At 68.0% G+C, this 24,771-nt stretch carries 25 protein-coding genes; 11 read left to right on the top strand and 14 right to left on the bottom strand.

Features of this window, described 5'->3' with window-relative positions:
- Positions 1 to 212: 212 nt before the first annotated feature.
- The 6 genes from QRT08_RS15125 to QRT08_RS15150 form a co-directional block, all read right to left on the bottom strand.
- Entirely contained in the window at positions 213 to 713 is a 501-nt protein-coding gene (locus QRT08_RS15125) for a metal-dependent hydrolase (RefSeq protein ID WP_286046803.1), read from the bottom strand.
- Positions 706 to 1,185 (bottom strand): OB-like fold-containing membrane protein, encoded by a 480-nt coding sequence (locus QRT08_RS15130; RefSeq protein WP_286046804.1) that lies wholly within the window; start codon positions 1,183 to 1,185, stop codon positions 706 to 708. The genes QRT08_RS15125 and QRT08_RS15130 overlap by 8 nt, the downstream gene beginning before the upstream one ends.
- Positions 1,186 to 1,311: 126 nt before the next feature.
- A complete protein-coding gene (gene aglF, locus QRT08_RS15135) occupies positions 1,312 to 2,046 on the bottom strand; it encodes a UTP--glucose-1-phosphate uridylyltransferase AglF (RefSeq protein ID WP_286046805.1) in 735 nt (244 codons plus the stop codon).
- A gap of 105 nt (positions 2,047 to 2,151) precedes the next feature.
- A complete protein-coding gene (locus QRT08_RS15140; RefSeq protein ID WP_286046806.1) occupies positions 2,152 to 3,459 on the bottom strand; it encodes a hydroxyacid-oxoacid transhydrogenase in 1,308 nt (435 codons plus the stop codon).
- Positions 3,459 to 4,256 (bottom strand): N-acyl homoserine lactonase family protein, encoded by a 798-nt coding sequence (locus QRT08_RS15145; protein ID WP_286046807.1) that lies wholly within the window; start codon positions 4,254 to 4,256, stop codon positions 3,459 to 3,461. Before QRT08_RS15145 ends, QRT08_RS15140 begins: the two co-directional genes overlap by 1 nt.
- Positions 4,257 to 4,326: 70 nt before the next feature.
- Positions 4,327 to 5,358: a sensor histidine kinase gene (locus QRT08_RS15150; protein ID WP_286046808.1), complete on the bottom strand. Its 1,032-nt coding sequence runs from the start codon at positions 5,356 to 5,358 to the stop codon at positions 4,327 to 4,329.
- 117 nt (positions 5,359 to 5,475) lie between these two features.
- Between QRT08_RS15150 and QRT08_RS15155 the strand changes: the two genes are divergently transcribed.
- The gene (locus QRT08_RS15155; RefSeq protein WP_286046809.1) at positions 5,476 to 5,880 is read left to right on the top strand and encodes a response regulator; all 405 of its coding nucleotides are present in this window, start codon (positions 5,476 to 5,478) and stop codon (positions 5,878 to 5,880) included.
- Positions 5,881 to 5,899: 19 nt separating this feature from the next.
- On the opposite strand, the gene QRT08_RS15160 is transcribed toward QRT08_RS15155, so the two are convergent.
- Entirely contained in the window at positions 5,900 to 6,553 is a 654-nt protein-coding gene (locus QRT08_RS15160) for a helix-turn-helix domain-containing protein (protein WP_286046810.1), read from the bottom strand.
- A gap of 222 nt (positions 6,554 to 6,775) precedes the next feature.
- Between QRT08_RS15160 and QRT08_RS15165 the strand changes: the two genes are divergently transcribed.
- From QRT08_RS15165 to QRT08_RS15180, 4 genes are all read left to right on the top strand, one after another.
- Entirely contained in the window at positions 6,776 to 7,822 is a 1,047-nt protein-coding gene (locus QRT08_RS15165) for a glycosyltransferase family 2 protein (RefSeq protein ID WP_286046811.1), read from the top strand.
- Positions 7,823 to 7,987: 165 nt separating this feature from the next.
- On the top strand, positions 7,988 to 9,280 hold the full coding sequence (gene aglM / locus QRT08_RS15170) for a UDP-glucose 6-dehydrogenase AglM (protein ID WP_286046812.1): 1,293 nt from the start codon (positions 7,988 to 7,990) through the stop codon (positions 9,278 to 9,280).
- A 76-nt stretch (positions 9,281 to 9,356) separates the two neighbouring features.
- Positions 9,357 to 9,566 (top strand): hypothetical protein, encoded by a 210-nt coding sequence (locus tag QRT08_RS15175; RefSeq protein ID WP_286046813.1) that lies wholly within the window; start codon positions 9,357 to 9,359, stop codon positions 9,564 to 9,566.
- Between the two features lie 76 nt (positions 9,567 to 9,642).
- On the top strand, positions 9,643 to 10,302 hold the full coding sequence (locus tag QRT08_RS15180) for a helix-turn-helix domain-containing protein (protein ID WP_286046814.1): 660 nt from the start codon (positions 9,643 to 9,645) through the stop codon (positions 10,300 to 10,302).
- A gap of 113 nt (positions 10,303 to 10,415) precedes the next feature.
- Here QRT08_RS15180 and QRT08_RS15185 read toward each other — a convergent pair whose 3' ends face one another.
- Complete coding sequence (locus tag QRT08_RS15185) at positions 10,416 to 10,796, bottom strand: CBS domain-containing protein (protein WP_286046815.1); 381 nt, start codon at positions 10,794 to 10,796, stop codon at positions 10,416 to 10,418.
- 102 nt (positions 10,797 to 10,898) lie between these two features.
- Here QRT08_RS15185 and QRT08_RS15190 point away from each other — a divergent pair, with 102 nt between their 5' ends.
- The 5 genes from QRT08_RS15190 to QRT08_RS15210 all read left to right on the top strand — a co-directional run bounded on the left by QRT08_RS15190 (position 10,899) and on the right by QRT08_RS15210 (position 16,739).
- Positions 10,899 to 11,144, top strand: coding sequence for a hypothetical protein (locus QRT08_RS15190; RefSeq protein WP_286046816.1), 246 nt, complete (start codon positions 10,899 to 10,901; stop codon positions 11,142 to 11,144).
- A gap of 65 nt (positions 11,145 to 11,209) precedes the next feature.
- Complete coding sequence (locus QRT08_RS15195; RefSeq protein WP_286046817.1) at positions 11,210 to 13,027, top strand: formate/nitrite transporter family protein; 1,818 nt, start codon at positions 11,210 to 11,212, stop codon at positions 13,025 to 13,027.
- A gap of 55 nt (positions 13,028 to 13,082) precedes the next feature.
- The gene (locus QRT08_RS15200) at positions 13,083 to 14,840 is read left to right on the top strand and encodes a glycoside hydrolase family 13 protein (protein WP_286046818.1); all 1,758 of its coding nucleotides are present in this window, start codon (positions 13,083 to 13,085) and stop codon (positions 14,838 to 14,840) included.
- A 138-nt stretch (positions 14,841 to 14,978) separates the two neighbouring features.
- The gene (locus QRT08_RS15205; protein ID WP_286046819.1) at positions 14,979 to 15,452 is read left to right on the top strand and encodes an FKBP-type peptidyl-prolyl cis-trans isomerase; all 474 of its coding nucleotides are present in this window, start codon (positions 14,979 to 14,981) and stop codon (positions 15,450 to 15,452) included.
- A 96-nt stretch (positions 15,453 to 15,548) separates the two neighbouring features.
- The gene (locus QRT08_RS15210; RefSeq protein ID WP_286046820.1) at positions 15,549 to 16,739 is read left to right on the top strand and encodes a pyridoxal-phosphate-dependent aminotransferase family protein; all 1,191 of its coding nucleotides are present in this window, start codon (positions 15,549 to 15,551) and stop codon (positions 16,737 to 16,739) included.
- 36 nt (positions 16,740 to 16,775) lie between these two features.
- On the opposite strand, the gene QRT08_RS15215 is transcribed toward QRT08_RS15210, so the two are convergent.
- From QRT08_RS15215 to QRT08_RS15225, 3 genes are all read right to left on the bottom strand, one after another.
- Entirely contained in the window at positions 16,776 to 18,104 is a 1,329-nt protein-coding gene (locus QRT08_RS15215; RefSeq protein WP_286046821.1) for an outer membrane protein assembly factor BamB family protein, read from the bottom strand.
- A gap of 259 nt (positions 18,105 to 18,363) precedes the next feature.
- Positions 18,364 to 18,954 (bottom strand): hypothetical protein, encoded by a 591-nt coding sequence (locus QRT08_RS15220; RefSeq protein ID WP_286046822.1) that lies wholly within the window; start codon positions 18,952 to 18,954, stop codon positions 18,364 to 18,366.
- 500 nt (positions 18,955 to 19,454) lie between these two features.
- Positions 19,455 to 19,976, bottom strand: coding sequence for a DUF7344 domain-containing protein (locus QRT08_RS15225; protein ID WP_286046823.1), 522 nt, complete (start codon positions 19,974 to 19,976; stop codon positions 19,455 to 19,457).
- 268 nt (positions 19,977 to 20,244) lie between these two features.
- Here QRT08_RS15225 and QRT08_RS15230 point away from each other — a divergent pair, with 268 nt between their 5' ends.
- Positions 20,245 to 21,414 carry a pyridoxal phosphate-dependent aminotransferase gene (locus QRT08_RS15230; RefSeq protein WP_286046824.1) on the top strand — a complete coding sequence of 390 codons (1,170 nt, stop codon included), beginning with the start codon at positions 20,245 to 20,247 and terminating at the stop codon, positions 21,412 to 21,414.
- 64 nt (positions 21,415 to 21,478) lie between these two features.
- Here the strand turns inward: QRT08_RS15230 and QRT08_RS15235 are convergent, their stop codons facing one another.
- The 3 genes from QRT08_RS15235 to QRT08_RS15245 all read right to left on the bottom strand — a co-directional run bounded on the left by QRT08_RS15235 (position 21,479) and on the right by QRT08_RS15245 (position 24,707).
- Entirely contained in the window at positions 21,479 to 22,360 is an 882-nt protein-coding gene (locus tag QRT08_RS15235) for an SDR family NAD(P)-dependent oxidoreductase (protein WP_286046825.1), read from the bottom strand.
- A gap of 134 nt (positions 22,361 to 22,494) precedes the next feature.
- On the bottom strand, positions 22,495 to 22,875 hold the full coding sequence (locus QRT08_RS15240; protein WP_286046826.1) for a hypothetical protein: 381 nt from the start codon (positions 22,873 to 22,875) through the stop codon (positions 22,495 to 22,497).
- Between the two features lie 383 nt (positions 22,876 to 23,258).
- Positions 23,259 to 24,707 carry an FAD-dependent oxidoreductase gene (locus QRT08_RS15245; protein WP_286046827.1) on the bottom strand — a complete coding sequence of 483 codons (1,449 nt, stop codon included), beginning with the start codon at positions 24,705 to 24,707 and terminating at the stop codon, positions 23,259 to 23,261.
- Between the last annotated feature and the right edge of the window lie 64 nt (positions 24,708 to 24,771).

Raw genomic sequence — 24,771 nt, forward strand, 5'->3', positions numbered from 1 at the left:
CGATGGACGCCCACCTATACGGAAACCGACCCCCATCTGTGCAGGGGTATTAAGTAGCGTCGGGAATCGACCGGCGGTGACTGCCACGGCCAACCCGCGGTTCGTACCGTCGGTCAGACCTCCGTGAATCGATCGCCGACGGGACGGGACCCACTCGCGCCGTGGCCCGTGACTGCAGGCACACGCCGGTGAACGGCCCATGACCGACGGTATCAGGACCCTCGACCCGCCCGGAGTCGCCGCGTCCGAACCCAGACGAGCGCCGCGAGCGCGCCCGCCACGAGCGCGGGCCACCGGTCTGTACTGAGATACAGCCCCGGCGTCGGCGGGTGATACGCCGTCAGCGGCCAGAGGAGCGCGTAGGAGCGACCCGACGGGTTGACCAACAGCGCGTCGAGCAGGAGGTGCGAGGCCGCACCGAGCGCCAGAAGCGAGGCGACGCGCGTTCGGTGTTTCCGTGGAACGAGCACCGCCCCGATCAGCACGGAGACGAGCGACCCGCCGAGGGTGTGCAGGGCGAACCAGTCGAACGGGATCCCGATGACGGATTCGACGCGGTGGCTGGGCAGCAGTAGTTCGATTTTCGTCATGTCGGGGATCATCGCGCCCATCATCGCCACCGTCACGTACGCGGGGGTGAGCCACTCGACGCGCCACGACGCGACCGTGACCACGACATACATCACGAGCGCGTGGGTGAGCAGGTCAGGCATCGGTGCCCTCCCGCGGCACGAACTGCAGCGTCGAGCGCTCGAAGCGCCACCCGCGTAGGAACCGGGCGAGCACCCAGACGCCCGCGACGAAGGAGACCGCCCACGCGTAGTAGGTCTCCCACGGCGAGACGAGGACCGTCTCGTTGGCCACCACGACCCCGCCGGGGCGAGCCGTCCCGAAGACCCGGAGCTCCTGACCGACCGCGACCGACCCGTCGACGGTTCTGACCGTGAGCACCGGCGGGCGGTCGGTCCCGTCGTCGACCTCGATGGCGACCGGATCGGTCCCGACGACGGTGCCGCTCACCTCGACCGACTCGCCGTGATACGCGGGGAAATCCGCGGCCACCTCGACCCCGTCGGGGTAGTGGCCGTTCGAGAGGTCGGGCGCCATCGTTCCCGCACCGACCACCAACCCGGCCAGCGCGCACGCCAGCACACAGAGCGCGAGAAAACGGGGTTCAGCGATCATCGGTCGCCCTCCGGTCGCGGGCGGTTAATACGTTCCTCATCGCGGTGGGTCCCCTCGGCGTCGGCAGGCTATCGGAGGGGTGGTGAAAACGGGGCTGGAGGGACGGGGCACGCCCGAGCGGTCGCCTCAGTCGGCCTGCGCGAGCGCTTCGGCGTCCTGCAGTCGCCGCTCGGCCTCGTCGCGGTCCTCGGGGTAGCCGACGTCGATCCGCCAGCCGTCCAGCCCGATCGCGTCGATCGTTCTCCCGGAGCGGATCAGGAGGTCGATCGCCTCGCTGATCTCGTACTCTCCCCGATTGGAGGGCTGGACGAGGTGACAGGCGTGGAAGATGGCGGGCGAGAACGTATAGAAGCCGGTCATCACGAGGTTCGTCGGCGGCTCCTCGGGCTTCTCGATGACCTCGGTGATCTCCCCGAAGTGGTTCGTATCGCAGACCCCGTACCTGCCCGCCTCCTCCCAGGGCACCTCCTCGACGAGGAACGCGGCGTCGGCGCGCTCCTCGCGCTGGCGTCGGACCACGTCCGCGAGGTTCGCGTTGAAGACGTTGTCCCCGAGCATCAGCATGAAGTCGTCGTCGATGTGTTCCTCGACGCACAGCAGCGCGTGGGCCAGCCCCAACTGTTCGCGCTGGTGGGCGTAGGTGATCGGGATCTCCCGATAGGAGTCGCCGAAGTGCTCGATGATGTGTTCTTTCATGTAGCCGACGACGACCACGAACTCATCGGCGCCGAGTTCGGCCAGCCGGTCGAAACAGTGGGCGACCAGCGGCTTCCCGTCGACCTCGACCATCGCCTTCGGCTTGTCCTCGGTGAGCGGTCGCAATCGCGTCCCCTTGCCAGCGGCGAGTACAACGGCTTTCATCGTATTGACAGACAACGTCCATCTTTTAAATAATTTTTGTTTTTGTGGATTCTACCAAACATCCAATCGATTTATTGACGTTCGAGCGCGGGGATCGCGGCGGTGTTACTCCCAGTTGTAGAGCGCGTCGCGGAAGATCGCCTCGACGTCCTCCTCGGTGACGGGTCGGGGGTTACACCGCAGCAGGCGCTCCTGTGTCTCGACGGTCTGGGAGGCGAGCCAGCCGACGTCGCCCTCGTCGATCCCCGCGAGTTCGGCCAAGCCACTCGGAAGGACGTTCAGGTCGCGCTGGAGCTGTACGTACTCCTCTTTGAGCGCGTCGGCGGCCTCGCGGGTGTTCAGTCCCGTGGTGTCGACGCCGAACATCTCCGCGAGGTCGGCGAAGCGCTCGGGATCGCTCGCGGCGTTGTACCCCAGCGTGCTCGCAGGGGTGAGGACGGCGATGGTCTCGCCGTGGTAGGTGTGATAGCGATTGCCGACGGGGTAGGCCATCGCGTGGCAGAGGCTCGCGCCGGCGGTCAGCCCGGAGATCGCACCCATCAAGGCTCCTTGAAGCATGACCGAGCGCGCCTCGAGGTCGTCGCCGTTGTGGACCGCCCGGCGGACGTTCGAGGAGAGCAGTTCGATGGCCTTCTCGCTGAACATCTCGGTGACGGGGGTGCGCCCGGCGTAGACGGGCCGGCTCGCGGGGTCCTCGGCGCGCAGCAGGCTGTCATAGGAGTGGGTGGTGTACCCCTCGATGGCGTGGCCCAGCGCGTCCATCGCCGTTTTGGCGGTCTGCTCGGGGGGAAGCGTCGTCGTCAGCGTCGGATCGAGCACGGCGGCGTCCGCCCGGATGTGATCGCTCGATATCCCCTCCTTGATCTCCTTCTCCTCGACCGAGAGGATCGCCACGGGCGAGATCTCCGCACCGGTGCCCGCCGTGGTCGGCATCAGGACCAAGGGAGGCCCGGATTCGGTGATGGCCTGGCCCTCGCCCGTGGGCTGGGCGACGTAATCGAGGGGCTGGCCGCCGTTGGCGATCACTGCCCGGGTGGTCTTTGCGGTGTCGATACAGCTGCCGCCGCCGAGGCCGATATAAAAATCGTAGCCCGACTCCCCCTGTTCGTCCCGAACGAACGAGATGCAGTCCTCGACCGCCTCGATCGAGGGTTCGCGCTCCGACCCGTCGTAGACGTCGACCTCGTAGGCGTCGAGTTGCTCGCGGACGCGTTCGGCGTGGCCCAACTCGAGGAGGTTCTCGTCGGTGACGAGCAGGCCGCGGGAGCCGGGGTCGACACCCAAATCCTCGAACTGGAAGTCGAGTTCCTCGACCGCGTTTCGGCCGAATCGGATCCGGGGCATCTCGAGTTCCCAGACCGTCTCGGGGGCCTGGACGTGCTCGGGCGCGGAGACCGAGCGCTCGTAGCCCATCAGGACCACCCCGAGAGCGCCGCGTACTGGTCGGGGTCGTGCCCGTAGACGACCGTCGCGTCGTACCGCCGTTCGAGGTCCTTGATCCGCTGGAGCGTCTCGAACCAGTGGCGCTTGCTCCAGAGCAGGCCCGCCCCCAGCGGCATCTCCTCCTCGTAGTTCTCGGACTGATAGATCTCGTCGCCGGTGAACACCAGGGTCTCGTCCTCGAGGTGGATCACCGTCCCCGTCAGGCCGGGCGTGTGGCCCGGGAACCGGACGAACTCGACGTCCTCGAAGCGCGTCTCTCGGTCGCGGTGCAGAACCTCCCAGTTGAGGTCGTGATCGAAGTCCTTTAGGATATAGGCCGCGCTTCCCTCGTCGGTCTTCGCGCTGTAGTATGCGAACTTGATCTCCTGTTCGTGGACGAACACGGGGACGTCCGTCCCGTCGAAGTGATGCAGGCCCCCGGCGTGATCCAGGTGGAGGTGCGTCTGGAAGACGTAGTCGATGTCGTCGAGGCCGTAGCCCGCGCTGTCGAGGTCGTCCTCGAGCGTGTGCTCATCGGCGTCGTGCGGGTAGAAGGCCTGTTTCAACCCCTCGGGCCAGTGGCCGTCGAGGGCGTCCTCGTGGTTGCCGGTGTCCCAGAGGATCGTTCCCTCGGGGTGATCGATCACGAGGTTGTACACCGGGATCTCGGCGTACTCCGTCTCGGGGTTCGGCTCGTCGTACGTTCCGAGCGTGTTCCCCTCGATCATGTAGTTCAGATCGCACAGGAGCCCGCCCCTGTCGATCACGTCGATGGTGGCATCGACCATGCCGGCCGATCACACGGGAGCGCCATCAACCTAGTCATGCGAAACGGGGCTGACAGGTCAGGGGACCGATTCAGGGCCCGACCCGGAGTCGAAATCCGGCGTCGTCGGGATCCTCGAGCGCCGCGTCCCAGCCGTGTGCGGCCGCGATAGCGGAGACGAGCGTCGCCCCGCAGTCGTCGGTGTCGGTATCGTCGAGCGCCGTCCGAAACGCGCGGTAGCGTGCGGTGGGAGTCTCGAACCCGGTCGCCGTGATCAGGAACCCCGGACCGTCGGCGCGGACGGTCACGTTCGTGCCCCCGTGGCCGGCGACGCGCCCGAAGACGACCTCGAAGAACAGTTCCAGGAGGTGTGGGTCGGCGCACAGGAACGCGTCCGTTTCGACCGCGAGCGTCGCCGACCCGGGATCGACCGCCGTCCACGCGTCGGTCGCGGTCTCCCGGATCGGCACCTCGACGAGGGTCGTGATGCCCCGTCCAGCGCGGGCGACGGCGACGAGTTCGTCGACCAGCGCCGCCGCCCGGTCGACCGCGCGCTCGGTCCGGTCGAGGTACTCGTCGTCGCCGGTCTCGCGCGCGAGGATCGCGTACTCGCGTGCCACCATGAGCGGGTTCCGGAGGTCGTGTGAGAGGCCCGCCCTGAGCGACTCGAGACAGCGGTTTTTCGTGCGGCGTCGCTCGTCGAGGGCCCGCGGGTCGGGAATGCTCGTGCCGTGATCGGACCCGGTCGGGCGTTCTGCGCCACGGCGACGGTTCGTCGCCCGGGAGAGCAGCGAAACGACGCGCCCCGGCGTCGTCCGGAGGATCGAGGTCTCGATCCAGCCGTCGACGAGGGGGGCGAACGACGCCGGAACGCTGGCCACGGTGTCGAGCGCCTCGACGACGGCGATCACGGGGACCGCCGGCCGCTCGGATCGGAGGCGCCGGATAGCCGCCTCGCTCCCCGAATCTCGCGTCGTCGCGTCGTAGAGCACCGCCTCGAACCGACCGGCCGGGTCCTGCGGTTCGGCGAGCGACTCGGCGACCGAGAGCGTCGCGCCGCTTCGGTCGAGAGCGGCGACGACCTCGCTGGCGAGCGGTTCGGTCGAGAGATAGCGGATACGCATCGTCGACGGATGGACGATACGGACGGACGAACTTATTAGTGTACTAATGGGATTCCGCGTACCCGGTCGGCCGCGCGGATCACTCGAATTTTTATCGTGGTGAATCGTAGCGCAGATATGAACGACGAGGACTCGGGGCGGATCCACGTCCTCTGTGTCGACGACGAGCGTGACAGCGCCGATCTGACGGCGCTCCGCCTCGAACGGATCGACGGGCGGTTCGCCGTCGGGACGGCGACCAGCGCCGAGGCCGGGTTCGAGTATCTGGAGGAAAACGACGTCGACTGCGTCGTGAGCGACTACAAAATGCCCGACGTGGACGGGATCACGTTCTTCGAACTGGTCCGTGACGAACGCCCACGGCTCCCCTTCATCCTGTTTACCGGCCGGGGTTCGTCGGGCGTCGCCGACGACGCCCGCTCGCGCGGCGTGACCGACTACCTCGAGAAGGACGCCGAGAACCGGTATCAGGTGCTCGCCGACCAGATCAAGAGCGCGGTCGAGAAGGCCCGCCGTCCGTAGGGCGACGTCGGCGGACCGGTCAGCGAAGCGACTGCTCCTGTGAGATCAGCGCCTGTTCGACGAGCGCCTCGACGCCGCGTCTGATCCGCTGGGAGAGCGCGCTGTCGCTGATCCCCAGTTCCTCCGCGAGGGCGGCCTGGCTGATCCGACGCGGGACCCGGAAGTAGCCCGAACGGTACGCCGTCGCGAGCGTATCGCGCTGGATCGACGAGAGCGACGTCGTCACCTCGCTGAACGGGGGGTGGTGGATCCGACGAAGCGTGACCGGGATTCCCGCCTCGGTCAGCGCGATATTGAACCGCGAGAGGTCCTCGTGGGTCGCGAAGCGGAGCCGGAAGTCCCAGCTCTCGGCGAGGCCGTACGCGTCGAGGACCGTCGCGTCGGCCTCGCCGAGCGCGTCGACGAGTTCGTTCCCGGCCGGCGACCAGCGTACTTCGAACAGCGTCTCCGAGTCGACCGTCATGACGACGTCTACCCGGTCGATCCGGGCGTGTGCGCCGAGCGCCGAGCGGATCGCCTCCGGATCGTCCGCCTCGATCCACAGAAGCGGCATGACGGTTTCGCGAACCGGCACGACGCCTTCGAGTTCGATCCGCGCGTCCGGGAACGATCGTAGCACGTCCCCGACCGGAAACGTCGAGGACGGGAGCGTGATGTCGGCGATTACGGTCATCGTTCTGGGAGATGGCGCGTTGACCCCCGCCACCGATGGGGACACCCTGATATAGAAGGGGTTCGACAAAAACGCTCCGGCTTCGCTTCGGTATCGAAGGTTCGAACCGGCGTGACGGCGGGAGTCCACCTTCGGTATCGAACGGCGTCCGCGCGAACGGCGGCGGCGAGGTCGAAGGCAACGACTCAACGTCCGTCTAGCGTGCCTGATAGCTGATACATCATGCAGACGGCAATAGGGGAGGACGTGCGGGGCGGTGCTCGAATCCGGGTGGACCCGTCCGCAACGAGTGCCCCGCAGATCGACGCCGAACTCGTCCGACCGGAGCGAGTCTCGTATCGCCCGGCGTCCGCCGACGCCCAGCGGCCGATGGTCGTCGTCGGGATTCCGGCGCACAACGAGGCAGGGTCGATCGCGAGCGTGATCGGGGCGACCAGGGAGCACGCCGACGCCGTGTTCGTCGTCGACGACGGGAGTCGGGACGGGACCGCGACGGAGGCCCGGAGGGCCGGCGCGACGGTCGTCGAACACGAGTACAACCGGGGGTACGGGACGGCGCTCGGAACGCTCTTTCGGGCGGCCGAGCGCGAGGGGGCGACACACCTCGTCGTTCTCGATGCGGACGGGCGACACGACTCGCGTGACATCCCGAGGCTCCTCTCGAAGCAGCGCGAGACCGACGCCGACATCGTCATCGGGAGTCGGTTCGTCGATGGCGCGACCACCGGGTTCCCGCCGTATCGGCGGGTCGGCCTGGCGGCGATCAACGCGCTCACCAACCTGAGCATGGGGCGTCTCCGACCGGGGGCGCGCATCGCGGACACCCAGAGCGGTTTCCGGGCGTACAACCGTCGTGCGATCGCGGGCCTGGCCGGCGACGAGACCATCGGGACGCGGATGGGTGCCAGCACGGACATCCTCTATCACGCACACGAGCGGGGCTACGCGATCGAGGAGGTCGGCATCTCGGTGCGATACGACGTCGAGAACGCGACCAGCATCGACCCGCTCGCCCACGGGTACGGTCTCGTGAGCGACATCGCCAGGACGGTCCAGCGTTCACACCCGCTGCTCAGCCTCGGCGCACCGGGCCTCCTCGGCGCCCTCCTGGGCGTTACGATGGCCTACTGGCTCGTTTCGGGCTTTCTCTCGACCGGCGCCGTCTCCTACGGCCTGTTCGTGGCCTCGGCGCTGTTGCTGACCGGTGGCGTGCTCGCCGCGACGGCCGCCGTCGTCCTCTACACGCTGGGTCTCTCGCGGGAGGTCTGATACTGTCGGTCGGACACACGAACATCGCCGGTGACAACGGCGAGCAGGGACCGCGCTCGTGGCCGTCACATCGACTCCGGAAGTCCCCTGACCGACAGCATGAGCGGGCGGCCGGACGACGCGGTATCCAAACCCTGATTACAATCAGTGAAGACACTCCACGTAATGAACATCGCAGTCGTCGGCAGCGGCTACGTCGGGACGACCATCGCCGCCTGTTTCGCCGACCTCGGCCACGAGGTGACGGCCATCGACATCGACGAGGGGATCGTCGAACGGCTCAACCGCGGCGAGGCGTCGATCCACGAACCCGGCCTCGACGAACTGCTCGAAGCGCACGCCGGCGGGCGTCTCCGGGCGACGACCGACTACGACGCGATCCGCGACTGCGAGGTGACGTTCCTCGCGCTGCCGACCCCCTCCCGCGAGGACGGCAGCATCGACGCCTCGATCATCGAGACCGGCGCACGCTCGGTCGGCGAGGCGCTCGCGGGCACCGACGAGGACCACCTCGTCGTCGTCAAGAGCACGGTGATCCCCGGCACCACGGAGGGGATGCTGATCCCGGCGATCGAGGCGGGTGCGGGCGAGGCCGTCGGCGAGCGGATCCGAGTGGGGATGAACCCGGAGTTCCTCCGGGAGGGGTCGGCGGTGACGGACTTCCTCGAACCCGACAAGGTGGTGCTGGGGGCCGACGACGACCGGAGCCGCGACCGCCTCGCGCGCGTGTTCGAGCCCCTGATCGAGCGGGCCGATCCCGCCGTCGTCGAGGCGACAGTGAGGGAGGCCGAGATGATCAAGTACGCGAACAACGCGTTTCTCGCGACGAAGATCAGCCTGATCAACGAGTTGGGCAACATCTGCAAGGAGCTCGGCGTCGACGCCTACCGGGTCGCCGACGCCATCGGCCTGGACGAGCGGATCGGCGAGCGGTTCCTTCGTTCGGGCGTGGGATGGGGCGGGTCGTGTTTCCCGAAGGACGTCGACGCGCTCCGGGCCGCGGCCCGCGAGGCCGGCTACGAACCGGAACTGCTCGACGCCACCGTGGGCGTCAACGACCGCCAGCCCGAACGGATGCTCGCGCTCCTCGAGGACCACGTCGACCTCGCGGGCGCGCGGATCGCCGTCCTCGGCCTCGCGTTCAAGCCCGGCACGGACGACGTGCGCAACTCGCGGTCGATCCCCGCCATCGAGGGGCTCGAAGCGCGCGGCGCGGAGGTCGTCGCCTACGACCCCGTCGCGACCGGGACGATGCGCGAACGGTTCCCCGACGTCGAGTACGCGGCGTCGGCCGCCGAGGCGCTGTCGGACGCGGACGGCGCGCTCGTGATGACCGACTGGGACGAGTTCGCCGCCCTCGACGACGAGTTCGAGGCGATGGCAACCCCGGTGGTGATCGACGGCCGGCGGATCGTCGAGCCCCGGGAGGGGATCACCTACGAGGGGTTGACCTGGTGAAGCGGCGTCCCGACCGAGGGATTCGGGGCGCTATGGGAGTGTACAAGTACGAGCGGAGTATGCAAGTAAAGACCTCATGGCGGCACGGGGCGATCTATCCGATAGGTGGTCATGCCTGCAATTTACCTGTACCGACTGTGAGTGGACCGCGAGCGGTGTCGACGACGACTCGCGATCCCCCTCGAAACGGGCGATCGAACACCACGTCGACTGCGGCCACCACATCGAACGGATCGACGACGCGTTCGTCCTCATGGCGGACCACTCGACGTTTCGGTCCCGCTGACGTCATCCACCGGGCGGCGGTCGTACCCGGTGTACGATGACGAGTCCTATATCCGTCTTCGGGCAGTATGGGATCCATGGCCACTATTGCGGAGATGCGTATCCCGGCGAACGAGTTCGCGCTGAGTCACACGCTCGATACGCTCCCGGACGTCAACTTCGAGATCGAGCGGATCGTCGCCCACGATCCCGACCACGTCATGCCGTACGTCTGGGCGACGGAGGCGGACACCGACGAGTTGGAGCGGGCGCTCGTCGACGATCCGAGCGTCGCCGAGGTCGAGTTGATCGCCGAACCGGGCGAGGAGACGCTCTATCAGATGGAGTGGATCGACTCGATCGAGGCGCTCGTCCACATCCTGACCGAGGAGGACGGGACGATCCTCGCCGCCGAGGGCCGACAGGACGGCTGGTTCATGCGGATCCTCTTTCCCGACCGGGACGCCCTCTCGCAGACCTACGAGTTCTGCGAGGAAAACGACCTCTCGATGGACGTCCAGCGCATCTACAACATCGACCAGGGAAAGCAGGGCCGGTTCGGGCTGACCGACGAACAGGAGGAGACGATCGCCGCGGCCTACGACCACGGCTACTACGACGTCCCGCGGGACGTCTCGCTGTCGGACTTCGCCGAGGAACTCGACATCTCCCACCAGGCGCTCTCCGAACGCCTCCGGCGTGGCCACAAGACGCTCGTCGAGAACACGGTGATCGTCGGGCGCGACGGCGGGACGTGAGTCATCGGGTCGTACGTAACCATTTTCGGCGCGTCTTCGGCGGTCTGGCGTCTCGGAAGTCTGAAACCCGAGGTCCGGGACGGCATGGCGAAGAAGAATTACGCACGTCCCCCTCAGGAGAGTTGGGCGGCGATGTCGGTCGAGGAGACCATCCCGATGAACTCGTCGTCGACGTCGACGACGGGGAAGTGGTTGATCCCGAGGCCCGTCATCATCGCGGCGACCTCCTCGAGGAAGAGGTCCGGCGGGACGGTCTCGACCTCGGTCGTCATCACGTCGGCGACCCGCAGTTCCGCGGGGTCGTGGCCCTCCGCGGCGGCGTCCAGTACGTCGGTGCTCGTGACGATCGACGGCGGACTGGTCGTCACGACCAGCGAGTTGATGTCGTTCTCGCGCATCGCCCTCGCGGCCTCCGCGACCGTCGCGTCCCGCGAGATCGTCTCTAGCGGCGTCGACATCACGTCCTCGACGCGGATCCCGTCGTTGAGGTCCATGTCCCTGCCAACGGATCTCACGGTATTGGGTGTTTCCCTCCCGGCGGAGCGAAACCGAAAGCGAGCACATAGCTATGTCGTTCCGCGTGCTGGTAGACGACGATGACCGACGAGGCTTCGGCGCTCGAGTGTTATCGGCGCGCCTGTGAGGACGCCGCCGAGTTCCGCGTGTACGAACGCTATCAGGAGGAGAACGACCTCGGAGCCGTCGAGGCGGAGGTGGCGCTCTGTCGGCGACACGCGGCCGAGGAACGCCCGAGCAACCTCGGTCGGTCCTACCCGGGGTACGTCTTCAGGGTCGACCCGATCGGCGACGGCCCGGTCGAGGGACGCGAGCAGGAGCTGTAGCCGTAGTAAGAGGATAGCGACGTCGAAAGCCAATCCCTTAGTTGCTCTGTCGACTCGATCCGCCAATGAGCGATTCCGATCCTCCCTCCGACGCCGACAGGGTACGCGAGGCGGTCGAACGGTCCCGGAGCGGGGCCCCCGCGGCCGGGGCGGTCGTCCGGGATCGGTTCTCGGCCGACGAGGTGTTCCAGCGGATCGTCGCGGCCGCCGACGAGGAGGTCACCTCGGGGAGCCGCGAACTGTTCTTCAGCGCGCTCGCCGCGGGCTTCGCCATCACGATCACCTTTCTGCTCTACGTGTCGGTGACGGCCACGACCGGCGGCGATCCGGTCCTGAGCGCGCTGTTGTACCCGCTCGGGTTCGTCTACATCATCATCGGCGGCTATCAACTGTACACCGAAAACACGCTGCCGCCGGTGGCGCTGGCGCTCGAACGGCTGACCAGCATTCCGACGCTGTTGCGCCACTGGCTGATCGTCCTCGCCGGCAACTTCCTCGGCGGCGCGATCGGTGCCGCCGTCCTCACGTGGGGCGGCGTCTTCTCCCCCGAGGCGACGGCCGTGGCGCTCGAACTCTCGCACAAGGGCGTCGCGACCTCGGGATGGAGCCTCTTTTTCAAGGGTGCGTTCGCCGGCCTGATCGTCGCGGGCGTCGTCTGGATCGTCTACGCCTCGCGCGATACGATCTCCCGGCTCGTGGTCGTCTATCTGGCCTTCCTCGCCATCCCGCTCGGGGACCTGTTTCACGTGGTCGTCTCCTTCACCGAGATGGCGTTTCTGGTCTTCGCCGGCGAACTCGCGTTCCTCGTCGGGATGGTCGATTTCGTCGTCCCCGTCCTCCTCGGGAACACGATCGGCGGGATCGTGCTGGTGACCGTCGTCAACTACTTCCAGACGAGCGAGCGCCGCCTCGAATCCGTGCGGTTGGAGGGAGCGGACCGGCAGCTATCGATTCGGGAGTGGGCGCTCGGCAGCCTCGCGGGGCGCTCGTACGTCCCGATGATCGACACCGCCGAGTCGATCGTCGCCGAGGACCCCGACGAGTACCGGGTGCTGGTGCCGATCGCGAACCCCCGAACCGAGACGCGACTCGTGGACCTCGCCTGCACGCTCGCCAGCCGGAAGGAGTCGGCGACCGTCCACGTCGTCCACATCGTCCAGACGCCCGATCAGATCTCCCGGGAGTACGGCGCCGGCCAGCGCCAGCGGATCGTCGACGAGTCCGACAGGCTGCTGAATGACGTCCGCGAGACGGTCAAGGGGTACGACGTCGGCTGTGAGACCTCGACGGTCGTCTCCCAGCGGTCGTTCGAGGAGATCTTCGGGATCGCCGACCGCGAGCGCTCCGACCTCGTGGTCATGGAGTGGGGCGCCAACCAGCTGTGGGGGGCGGCCCGGGCCGAGCGCCCGATCAGCGAACTGACCAGCCGACTGCCCTGTGACTTCCTCGTGCTCAAGAACCGCGGGCTCGACGCCTCGCGGATCCTCCTGCCGACCGCCGGGGGGCCGGACTCGGACCTGAGCGCCGAGGTCGCCCGGACGCTTCGCTCGACCGTCGGCTCGGAACTCACCCTGCTGCACGTCGTCGACGGCCCCGACGAGCGCGAAGTCGGCGAGCAGTTTCTCACCGACTGGGCCGCAGACCACGACCTGGACGACGCGGCGCTCGTGGTCGACGAGTCGGGCGACGTCGAGGGGGCGATCGCGCGGGAGGCCGCCGAGCACACGATGGTGCTGATCGGGGCGACCGAGCGCGGCCTGCTCTCGCGGCTCGTCAGCGGGTCGCTTCACTTCAGCGTCCTCCACGACGTCGACCAGACGGTGCTGCTCGCGGAACGCCCGTCCGGGCGACCCCTCCTGACGCGGCTGTTCGGGTGGCGCTGAGGGGGGAGACGCGCTTCGATCACGCTTTTGTCCCTCGGCCGGGACCCACGAACGAGTGAACGACTCAGAGATCGAACGGCGCTGGTGGAAGGAGGCCGTGGTCTACCAGGTCTACCCCCGCAGCTTCAACGACACCGACGGCGATGGAGTGGGCGACGTCCCGGGGATCCTCGAGAGAGTGGAGTACCTCGATTCGTTGGGGATCGACGCCGTCTGGCTCAATCCGGTCTACGCCTCGCCGATGGCCGACAACGGCTACGACGTCTCGGACTATCGGGCGATCCACCCCGCGTTCGGAACGATGGACGACTGGGAGACGCTGTTGGAGGAACTGCACGCCCGGGACATCCGGCTGATCATGGACCTGGTGGTGAACCACACCTCCGACGAACACGAGTGGTTCGTCCGCTCGCGGGCGGGCGATCCCGAGTACCGGGACTTCTACTGGTGGCGAGAGGGAACGGATGCCGAGGACGTCGACTGGGAGAGCACGGAGGGGCCCGCGGGCGAGACCCCACCCAACGGCTGGCGGTCGATCTTCGGCGGGCCGGCGTGGGCCTACGACGACGAGCGCGAGGCGTGGTACCTCCACCTCTTCGACCGCAAGCAACCGGACCTGAACTGGCGAAACGAGGCGGTGCGCGAGTCGGTGTACGAGATGATGGAGTGGTGGCTCGAGAAGGGCATCGACGGCTTCCGCCTCGACGCCATCGCCCACATCGGGAAGGCGGATGGGCTGCCGACCGACCTCGGAGAGCCGCTGAACGGAACGATGAAGTACGCCGGCAACGACCCCCGCGTCCACGAGTACCTCACCGAGATGAACGAGGCGCTGTTCGACCGGGAGCTTCTGACCGTCGGCGAGGTCGGGACGCCGACGATCCCCGACGAGGACGCCCGCGCGTACCTCGACCCCGACCGGGACGGCCTCTCGATGCTGACGCACTTCGAGCACGTGCGCCTCGATCAGGGGGGTGCGATCTACGAGCCCGGCGAGTGGACTCTCTCCGAATTGAAGGCGGTGATCGACCGCTGGGACGCGCTCACGGACGAGGAGGGGTGGGTCGCCCAGTACCTCTCGAACCACGACCAGCCCCGGCAGGTCTCGCGGTTCGGGAGCGAGGCCTTTCGTCGGGAGTCGGCGAAGCTGCTGGGGACGCTGTTGCACACCCTGCGGGGGACGCCGTTCGTCTACCAGGGCGAGGAACTCGGGATGACCAACTACCCGTGGGCCTCGCTCTCGGAGTTCGAGGACGTCGCCACCCGCAACCCCGTCGAGCGGGCGATCGAACGCGGCGAGATCGAGTCCTTTGAGGCGGTCCGTGAGGCCGTCGCCAAGGCGAGCCGCGACAACGCCCGGACGCCCGTCCAGTGGACGAGTGGGAGAAACGCCGGCTTTTCCGACGGCGAGCCCTGGATCGCGGTCAACCCCGACAAGGAGACGATCAACGCCGAACGGGCTCGGGAGGACCCCGACTCGGTCTGGCACTACTACCGCGAGTTGATCGCGCTGCGCTCCGAGGAGGCCGTTGGCGACGCCCTCGTCTACGGCGAGTACGACCAGCTCACCCCCGACCACGAGTCGCTGTGGGCGTACACCCGGACCTTCGAGGACGAGCGCCTGCTCGTGGCGCTCAACTTCGCCGACGAACCGACGCCGATCGAGTTCCCGGCGGCGGACGTCGAGGTCGACCAGGAGGCCTCCCTGGAGCCCCTGCTCGCGAACTACGACGTCGAGTCGGAGACGACGGTGGCGGACCTGCTCGACGACACGCTCCGCCCCTGGGAGGCCCGCGTCTACCGCGTGGCGTGACCGCGGCTCCGGAGGCCGGGTCGACGGGCGCGGACCGGGAACTCGATACCGGGGTCCCGATCCGACGACGGGGACCGAACGGCCGTGAACCGCGGGCGGATCTGTGGGCTTTTCCGGCTCCGTGAGCTACGCGGGGCCATGGGAATCGAACCCGGCGATCAGGCGACGATCGAGTACACCGGACGATTGACCGACGACGAGGGGACGGTCTTCGACACGTCCCGCGAGGCGGTCGCCGAGGAGGCGGGGCTGGCCGAGGCCCAGCCCGAACGGGAGTACGAACCGCTCACGGTCGAGCCCGGCGCGGGCCAGCTCATCGAGGGGTTCGACGAGGGGCTCGTCGGGCTGGAGGAGGGCGACACCGAGACGATCACCGTCCCCCCGGAGAAGGGCTACGGCGAGCGCAGCGACGACCGGGTCGTGGAACAGGACCGCGAGGAGTTCGAGGAGCACCTCGGCCAGCCCCCCGAGGAGGGGATGCGGATCCAGACCGAGCGCCAGCAGGTCGGGGAGATCGTCGAGGTCACCGAGGAGGCCGTCCGGCTCGACTTCAACCACGAACTGGCCGGCGAGACCCTCGAGTTCGACGTCGAGGTCGTCTCGATCGACTGAGATCGGCGAGCGGTCAGTAGAGACGAACGGATCAGAGGCAAAGCTCGACGGTCGCGGAACGGTCGTTTTTTACCCCGGTACGGGCAGAGTGGGAGTATGAACGACGCGCCCGAGTTCGACGAACTCCTCCCACCGGATCGAACGCTCATGGGGCCCGGCCCCAGCGACGTCCACCCCCGCGTGCTGCGCTCGATGGCGACGCCGCTGGTGGGGTATCTCGACGACTACTGCGTCGAGGTCATGGACGACATCCAGGACGGACTGCGATACCTGTTCCAGACCGACAACGAACACACGCTCGCGGTCAGCGGCACGGGCTCGGCCGCGATGGAGGCCGCCTTCGGGAACCTCGTCGAGCCCGGCGAGACCGTCCTCGTGCCCGACAACGGCTACTTCGGCGCGCGGATGGGCGAGATCGCGGAACGCGCCGGCGGCGACGTCGTCACGGTGAGCGCGCCGTGGGGCGAGCCGCTCGACCCCGCGGACGTCGAGGAGGCCTTCGCCGAACACTCGCCGACCGTGTTCGGGTTCGTCCACGGCGAGACCTCGACGGGCGTGCGCCAGACCGACGTCCCCGAACTCACGCGGATCGCCCACGAGAACGACGCCTACGCGATCGCCGACACCGTCGCCTCCCTCGGGGGCTGTGAGTTCCGTACCGACGAGTGGGACGTCGACGTGGTCTACTCGGGCTCCCAGAAGTGCCTCTCGGCCCCGCCGGGCGCGAGCCCGATCACGTTCAACCCTCGCGCGGTCGAGAAGGTCCGCGCCCGCGAGGAGCCCGTCCGGTCGTGGTATCTCGATCTGGAGGGGGTCTGGGAGTACTGGGGCGACGAGCGCAACTACCACCACACCGGCCCGATCTCGACGCTGTACGCGCTCCGCGAGGCGCTGCGACTCGTGAGCGAGGCGAGCCTCAAGGGGACGTGGGAGCGCCATCGCCGGGTCGCGGGCGCGCTCAAGGCGGGCGTCGAGGAGATGGGGGTCGGGCTGAACGTCGCCGACGAACACTGGCTGCCGACGCTCAACCCCGTTCGCGTGCCCGAGGGCGTCGACGACGGACGGGTCATCGACCGCCTCGTCGACGAACACGGCATCGAGATCGTCGGCGGGCTGGGCGCGCTCGACGGCGAGATCTTCCGCGTGGGCTGTATGGGCCACTCGGCGCGTCCGGCGAACGTCGCGCAGTTCGTCGCCGCGTTCGGGTCGGTGCTGGCAGACGCGGGCGCCGACGTCGACCTCGAGGCCGGGGCCGGCGCGACGGCGAGCGCGCTCGGGACGCGGTAGACCCGCGCCATCGCGAACCCAGCGTTTGAACGGTGATTACGCCTCGCCAGCAGCCGGTTCCCCGATGGCGTGCAGGGCCTGCTCCGAGCGCGCGTAGACCGTCCCGTCGACGACGACCGGGGCCGCGATCACCGCCAGGTCGAGCGTCGACAGGACCGCGCCCGTCGCCGCGTCGATCGCGTAGAGCCCGTCGGTCAGGATGCCGAACCTGCTCGAATCGCTCCCGACGTAGAGCACGCCGCCGGCGACCGTCGGCGCCGTCGAGACGTGGACGTCCCCGTCGTCGCCGTGGATCGTCCAGCCACCCGTCCCGTCGGCGTCGCGGACGGCGATGCCGGAGACGGAGGTGAAATCGACCGCCGTCGTGTAGATCCGGCCGCCGCCCGCGGCGATCGGGTGGAGGTCGAACCCGGCGTAGGTACGGGTGATCGGCCGCTCGTCGCCGCCGGTCGCCCGGTCCAGCGAGACGAGGCCGTAGATCGGGGTCCGGAAGATGTCCTCCTCGCCGCCGGCGGTCGTCCGCAGGTAGACGCGCCCGTTTGCGACGACCGGCGGGCCGACGAGGTTCGCCTCCGAGGCGCTCGGCGGGACGAGGTCGTGTTCCCACCGAACGCGTCCCGTCCGGGCACCGAGGGCGAAGACGGTCCGGTCCAGCCCGCGGTCGCCCGCGACGCGGCCGACGTACACGCAGTTCCCGCACACGGCGGGCGGGGTGAGTCGGCCCCCGAGGGGCCGTCGCCAGACGACCACGCCGGAGACCGTGTTGACGCCGTAGACGGTCTCCTCGTCGGTGACGTAGAGGCGTCGCCCGGCGAGGGCGAGGCCGCCGTCCTCCGAGGGGCCGCCGGTCTCGATCGGGAACGTCCACTCGACGGTGCCGTCCGCGCGCGAGTAGGCCCGAAGCGAGTCGCCGCCCGCGTAGAGTCGCCGCGCGTCGAGCGCGAGCGCGTTCGTTCGTTCCTCGAGGTCGACCGCCCAGCGGACGCCTCCGTCGGCCGCCTCTAGCGCGTACAGGACGTCGTGATGTTCGTCCGGATCGGACGACTCGCCGACCAGATAGACGCTATCGTCGTCGACGACGGGGCCGACCCTCGGGCGGACGTCGAAGCGCCACCGCTCCTCGAGGCCGGTTTTCGGACCGGTGGCAGTCGGGTGGTAGCCGGTGTGGGCCCCGCTGTAGCGCTGTTGTGGCCACGATCCTTCGGCCGAGGGCTCCCGATGGAAGCCCGGCACGCTCCCCGACTCGGGTCGCGCCGCCGCCGTCGGGGCCAGGAAGCTACCGGCGGTGATCGCTCCGGTCGCCCGCAGGACGTCTCGGCGCGACGGATGCATCTCTAGTACGTGGTGGATCGATGTCGTCCCCATCGCATTCCGTAACGTTCGGCGAATATATAACGATTTTTCAGGATAATTGAATCATCGGCTTCGATCGTGCTTTCTCCGGGCGATATCGTGTCGTCAGTTAGTTGATAATCATGGCCTGAATCGGGGACTACTCGGGAACGGGTCCCGGCCGCTCGTCGACCGTCGTACGGAGCGAGGTCCCGACGGGGCCCGACGGAACCGCCACGTCGGCGATGGCCACCGTTCGTCGGCGGGGGTATCCGGAGGGGGTTCGGCCGACTCACAGGGCGGAGTGCGTCGCCTGGGCGATTCCGAACGGGTCCGTCGTCGATCCCTCGGCCACGATGCTCCCGTCCAGCAGGACCAACACAGTCAACTCGTCGTCGTCGTCGTGTCGCTTCTGGACCGCGACCGAGATGACGTCGAGGTCGTCGTCGATCTCGACGGTCTGCAGTCCCGACCGGTCGAACGAACTGGTCCTGCGGCGCGTCGAGTACGCCAGGGTCCAGTCCCCGTCGTAATCGACCTGGGCGTATACCGTACCCTGCATCCCCGGGTCATCGGTCCCGGTCCCCCCCGTGTCGTCCGCTTCGACCCCCTCGGCCTCCGTCTCGTCCCCGTTTCCGACCTCCTCTTCGACGGCCGTTCGCGTCATCGATTCCAGTTCGCCCCGGTCGATCTCCTCGTCCGCTGCGTCGTCCTCGGGCGGGCCGTCGTCCGTGTCCGCGTCTTCTCGCGAGGAGGCGTCGTCGCCGGCCGAACCGTCGTCCGAGGCCGGATCGTCGCCGGCGGTATCGATCGCGTCCGTACACCCGGCGAGTGCCGCCACGAGGGCGAGTCCCGCTCCTTCGAGATATCGTCTTCGGTGCATCGTATACTGGCCGGAGGATCTCGTGCCACCATGATTACTATGCGGACGAAACGGTCGGTAAGGACGGCCTACCGGCGGCCATTCGAGGAGATCTCGATCGGAGAAGCTACGCGTCGGTCGGACCTCGATTCCCGTGAACCACGGCGGCGAAACCGGTCCCCACGTCGACAAATGAGCGAGCGAGGGAGTGTCAGAGGCACCACCACGTGCTTTTTTCCTCCCCTGCTCGCTAACTGCAGGGTTGCCTGCATAGTTAAAAAATATTTTTACTAGTATTTTATATTATACTGACAGTCGAATATATAGTGGGATGGCGGCTCGGATCGTTCGGTCCGGGGGTCGTCGTTCCGGGATCGAGTGGGCGCCGTCGAGGAAACCCGATCCACGGCTCGTACTGTCGGTCATAACTCCGTGAATCGATCGGAGCCGAGACGAGCGGAAATCGTGCCCTTGCCCGTCGAATCGTGCCATCGCAGATCGTACGCCCGTGACCGACAGTATCACTGTAGCCGTTGGATCCCGACGATCAGCACCACCGCGACCATCGCGAGAACGGTGAGAACGCGGGTCGGGACGATCCGACTCGCCAGAACCAACCCGCCGGTGATCGCCGAGACGCTCGTCACCTCGCGGACGAGCCCCGAAACGCCCTCCCGTAGCGAGGCCAGCGTCGTCCGCCGGGCGTCCATCGCGGGCGAACGGCGGTCGTCCAGATACGACACGAACCCGGCGAGGAGCGGCGTCGGTTCGATCCGGCCGCGCGACTGGTCGTATTCGATGATGCCGTGTGTGGCCAGCTTCGGGAGGTGGTTCTGGTACAAGGAGATGTAGACCCGCTGGCGCTGGGTCGAATCCAGCGCGTTCACGGTCGTGTCGTGCTCCCGTGCGGCGATCCGTTCCGCGAGGGTCCGCATCTCGACCGGCCCCTCGCGCTCGGCGAGGTCCCGGAGGACGGCCCGGCGACGCTGATTGGAGAGGATGTGGAAGAGGTCGTCCCGGGAGATGTCGGGGGGCGTGTCCACAGGTTCTGCCGATGGGTCGGTGTGAACCATGGGAGGAGACCTGTTGATACACTACTCCGAAAGCTCGTATTTACCGGTTCCGATTCGGGGCCATCGATGACCGAGCGACGAGGGACGAGCCGTCGGCGGCTACCGAACACCGATCTCCCGATCCGGTCCACGTGGACCGGGTGGACGGCCGCGGGAGTCGATACGAGGACCGTTCCCCCGCGAAGACGGGCGCGCCCGGAACCCAACAGACAAGGGGTCGCTCCACGCAGGGACACCGATGACCGACCGTTCCGTGTCAGCCCGAGTCGCCCGGATCGAACCCCAGCGGATCCGGCGGCTGTTCGACCTCGCGACCGACCACGACGGCGACGTGGTCCACCTCGAACTCGGGGAACCCGACTTCCCCACGCCGGAACACGTCGTCGACGCCGCGGCGACGGCGGCCCGCGAGGGGGAAACCGGCTACACGCCCAACGCGGGGATCGACCCGCTCAGACGGGCCGTCGCCGACCGACTGCGCGCCGACGGCGTCGACGCGGACCCCGACCGGGTGGTCGTGACGACCGGCGGCGTCGAGGCGCTCTACCTGACGCTGTTGACGGTGACCGACCCCGGCGACGAGGTGGTCGTGCCGACGCCGGCCTGGCCGAACCCGTTCTCGCAGGCCCGTCTGGCGGGGACGGAGCCCGTCGAGGTTCCGCTATCCCCCGCCGACGGCTTCGCTCTCGACGCCGACCGACTGATCGACGCCATCGGCGACCGGACCGGCGCCGTCGTGGTGACCTCGCCGTCGAACCCCACCGGTCGCGTGTTCGAGACGGCGGCGATGGAGCGGGTCGTCGAGGCCGCCGCCCGCCACGACGCCTACGTCGTCGCCGACGAGGTCTACCACGAACTCGCCTACGACCGCCACCCCGAACGCCTCGCGGCCGTCACCGAGTATCCCGAACGGGTGATCACCGTCGATTCGTGTTCGAAGACCTACGCGATGACGGGCTGGCGCGTCGGCTGGCTCAGCGGCCCCGAAGCGGTGACGGCGGCGGTGACGAAGATCCACGAGAGCACGACCTCGTGCGTGAACACGCCCGCCCAGCACGCCGCCCTCGCCGCGCTGACCGGCCCCGACGAACCGGTCCGGGAGATGCGGGCGGCCTTCGAGCGCCGTCGGGACGCGATCGTCGACCGACTCCGCGAGATCCCGGGCGTCTCGACGACGCGGCCCGAGGGCGCCTTCTACGCGTTCGTCGACGCGAGCGACCTGTCGGGGTCGAGCATGGACGTCGCAAAGCGCCTGCTGTTCGAGTACGACGTGGTCGCCGCCCCCGGAAGCGCCTTCGGCGAGGCCGGGGAGGGCTACCTCCGGTTCAGTTTCGCGAACGACCTCGGCCGGATCGAACTGGGGCTGGAGCGCTTCGAGCGGATGGTCCGCGAGGGACGGGGGCGCTGATCGCGTTCCGAGCGTCCGTCGTTCCGGTCCCGTTCGTATCGAGCCTCTCTCGGGTTCGGCGTCGCTACGACGGCCAGTCGGGGTCGATCCCGACGAGGTCGGCGCTGACCCGCCAGAGGCGCTCCCGGAACTCGGGATCGGTCGCGCTCTGCGCGGGCGTTTCGGGACCGTCCGCCCCAACGTAGCGCCCCGAACGGGTCCCGTAGGCGGGCGCCGTCGCCAGTTCGACGAGGCGGTCCGCGCCCGCCTCGGGGGTCGTACCGATCCCGGGAACCGCCGCGGCGATCCGGGCGAACAGCCGCGTTCGGAGGCCCGCGTCCCGGAACAGGCGCGTCGACGGGACGAATCCCGGATGGAAGCAGTTCGCGACGACGTCGGCGTCGTCGCCCCCGAGTCGGTCGGCGAGTTCGAGGGTGAAGGCGACGTTCGCGAGTTTCGATCGCGCGTAGGCGTCGATCGCGCTGTACCCGCGCTCCATCCGGAGGTCGTCGAACGCCAGTTCCCCTCGCCGGTGAACCGCGGAGGCGGTGACGACGACGCGGGCGGGCGCCGACGCGCGAAGGAGGTCCAGGAGTTCGTGCGTGAGCAGGTACGGCGCGAGGTGGTTGACGGCGAACGTCAGTTCGACCCCGTCGTCGGTGATCGTCCGTTCGTCCGTCGAGAGCCCGGCGTTGTGTGCGAGCACGTCGAGTCGGTCGTACGCGCTCGCGACGTCGGTGGCCAGCCGTCGCACCGCGTCCCGAGTCGCCAGGTCGACCCCGTGAAAGCGAACCGTCCCCGGCGTCGAGGCGGTCGTCTCGTCCGCGAGCCGTCGGCCCCGCCGTTCGTCACGGCCGACGAGCGCGACCGTCGCGCCGGTCCGCGCGAGTTCGCGGGCGGCGACGGCGCCGATGCCGCTCGTCCCGCCCGTCAACAGTACCACACTGTCGTCCGCAGTGCCGTCCATGCTCTACGATCGGCGGCGGGTTACAAAACGGGTGAGGAACGCCGGTTGGCCTCCGAGGCGTCGCCGACCGGGTCCGGATCCCGTCCGGCGACGCGCGGAATCGGTGGGCGGGATCGCGTTCCACGGACCGCGGGTCAGCGAACGCTCGTCGCGCCTCGCTCTCTGGACCGGTCCCGGTCCCGCGTGCGCCGGGCAGCGCGCAGGACGAGCCCCCCGGCGACCCCGGCGCTGGAGAAGATCACGGCCTGTCCGACCACCACGGAATCGAGGGATCGTCCGTCGACGTATCCCAGAAGTACCGCGAGGAGCGCGACCGCCCAGAAGGACCCCGACAGCACGATCCCGAGGACGGCCGGCGCGACGAGCGCTCTCAGACCCCCGGGGGCCCGCGTGTCGGCCGTCAGTCGGAGCCAGCCGTACCCCGCGGCGAGGACGAGGGTGACCAAGAGACACGCAAGGAGCGCTCCGAGAAGGACGAGTCCGATCCAGAGGGTGTGTAAGTGTAGCGGCAGCATAATTTCAGGACAATTCTCCGCATACGGTATGTCTCCCAGGGAGATAACCGTATCGTGAGCGGGGGCTCCGTCTGTTTCGGACCGGCACGAACCCCTCGGGAAGACTTCGTTCTAGCTCACAGGACCCGGTGTTCGGCGAGATCGCTCCCGGATAATCCCGTAGAGGTACCCGTCGAGGAATGCAGCGGTCGCCGTTGTGAAACGGCGACCAGCGACGTGAGATGGGCTCCGAATCACCACGGTTCGAAAACGATTCCGACCGACTTCGTCTCGAACGTCCTCCATCCGCAGGGGCCACCAGAATCGGAGCCTGCGATGCGAATCGAGGACCGGGGGGTGAGGTGGGGAGACACGCGATCACACGAGTCCGCTAAAAGCGGCGCTTACGGCTTTCGCTTCGCGGCGAAATCGGCCTCATCGCCTTCGTCGTGATCGGTAACGTCACCTTGAGAAGGGGTTCGTGACTGCAGGCTCGATCCGCTACGGGCCGGGCCGAGCACGCGCCACAGGATTCGCGGGCGAAACAAGACGGTTGGTGGCTGCTGCATCGAGAGGACGCTGGTAAAGGCATCAGTCAGCGCTCCATCGGTGTGGGCCCTGCGGAACAGGCGGGACAGATACCAATCGAAAAGAGCAGTTCCGCGTGGCTTGGGGCCACGGGTCTGGGGGAAACCGAAGTCGGCTCCGATCGCCATCATCCATGCAGTGTCGACGACCTCTGCGACACGAGCGAAAAAGCGGAGCGCGAGCGCCTCGCGGCCGTCCGTCGCAAGGACGTGGTGAAGCACCAGCGCTTCGAGCGCCGCCACCGACATACCCTGGCCGTAGATCGGGTTGAAACTGGCGATCGCATCGCCGACGACGACCAATCCATTCGGGAACCGATCGAGATCCTCGTAGCGATGCCGGCGGTTGGATTGGAACGGGTAGTGGTGGATCTCCTCGGAGACCCACGGGTGTTCATCGAGGAGGTGTTTCAGTTCGGGAGTGGGAAGGCTCCCGGCGAAGTCTTCGAATCCCGCCGTATCCGTCGGCGGATGATCGCCGTGAACGCCGTGTAGGTTCACCAACCACCGATCCCCTTCGACGGGTAACACCGCGCCACCCCGAGTGCGGGGCGCCTCGGCCAGCACACCGATCATCCGAGCATCATCGGTGGGTCGCTCGATGAAGGTAGTGCTGTAGGCCACGTTGATGTGCACCTCATCCATGACGGGCGGCGTGTAGTCGTGATTCTCCAGCCAGACCGGCGTCCGGCTCGTCCGGCCGGTGGCATCGACGACGAGGTCGGTGGAAAGCTCCGCTCGCCCGGCGTCTTCGTTCCGGATCGCCACACCGGTCACGGCGGTCGCTGCGTCGTCGACCAGGTAGTCGACGCATTGACAGCGATCCCATAGCTGGACGGCATCGAGCCGGGAGACGTGCCGTCTGAGCACCTGTTCGTAGAGCGGTCGGGTTGCTGCGTAGAGCGGAAACGGCTTCGATCCGGCGGCGAGGAAGTCGCCCTGACCGTAGGTGTAGAGGTCGTGTTGGCCGTCGATCGCCACGCCACCAGCGGCGAGCAGGTCCTCGCTGTAACCCGGGAACAGGTCCTCCAACGTGGTCCGCCCGGCCTCCCAGAGGATGTGGATTTGACGGGCCTGAGGTACGCTCCGGCGTGCAACCGGCTCGTCAGGTAGCGGGTCCCGATCGATGACCGTGACCTCGTCGAACGCGTCTGCCAGGATTCGGGCCGTGCACAGACCAGCGATGCTCGCGCCGACCACTACTGCATGTCCCCCGTCCGTGTCGGGCTGGGTACTCTCGTATCGTGGGACGGTTGCCAAGGTCATACCAGCTATCCTCCTCTGCGTTCATCGGTCGCGGACGATCCGACTGGACATAGTGCCTGCATGG

Source organism: Halalkalicoccus sp. NIPERK01, from assembly GCF_030287405.1.
GTDB lineage: Archaea > Halobacteriota > Halobacteria > Halobacteriales > Halalkalicoccaceae > Halalkalicoccus.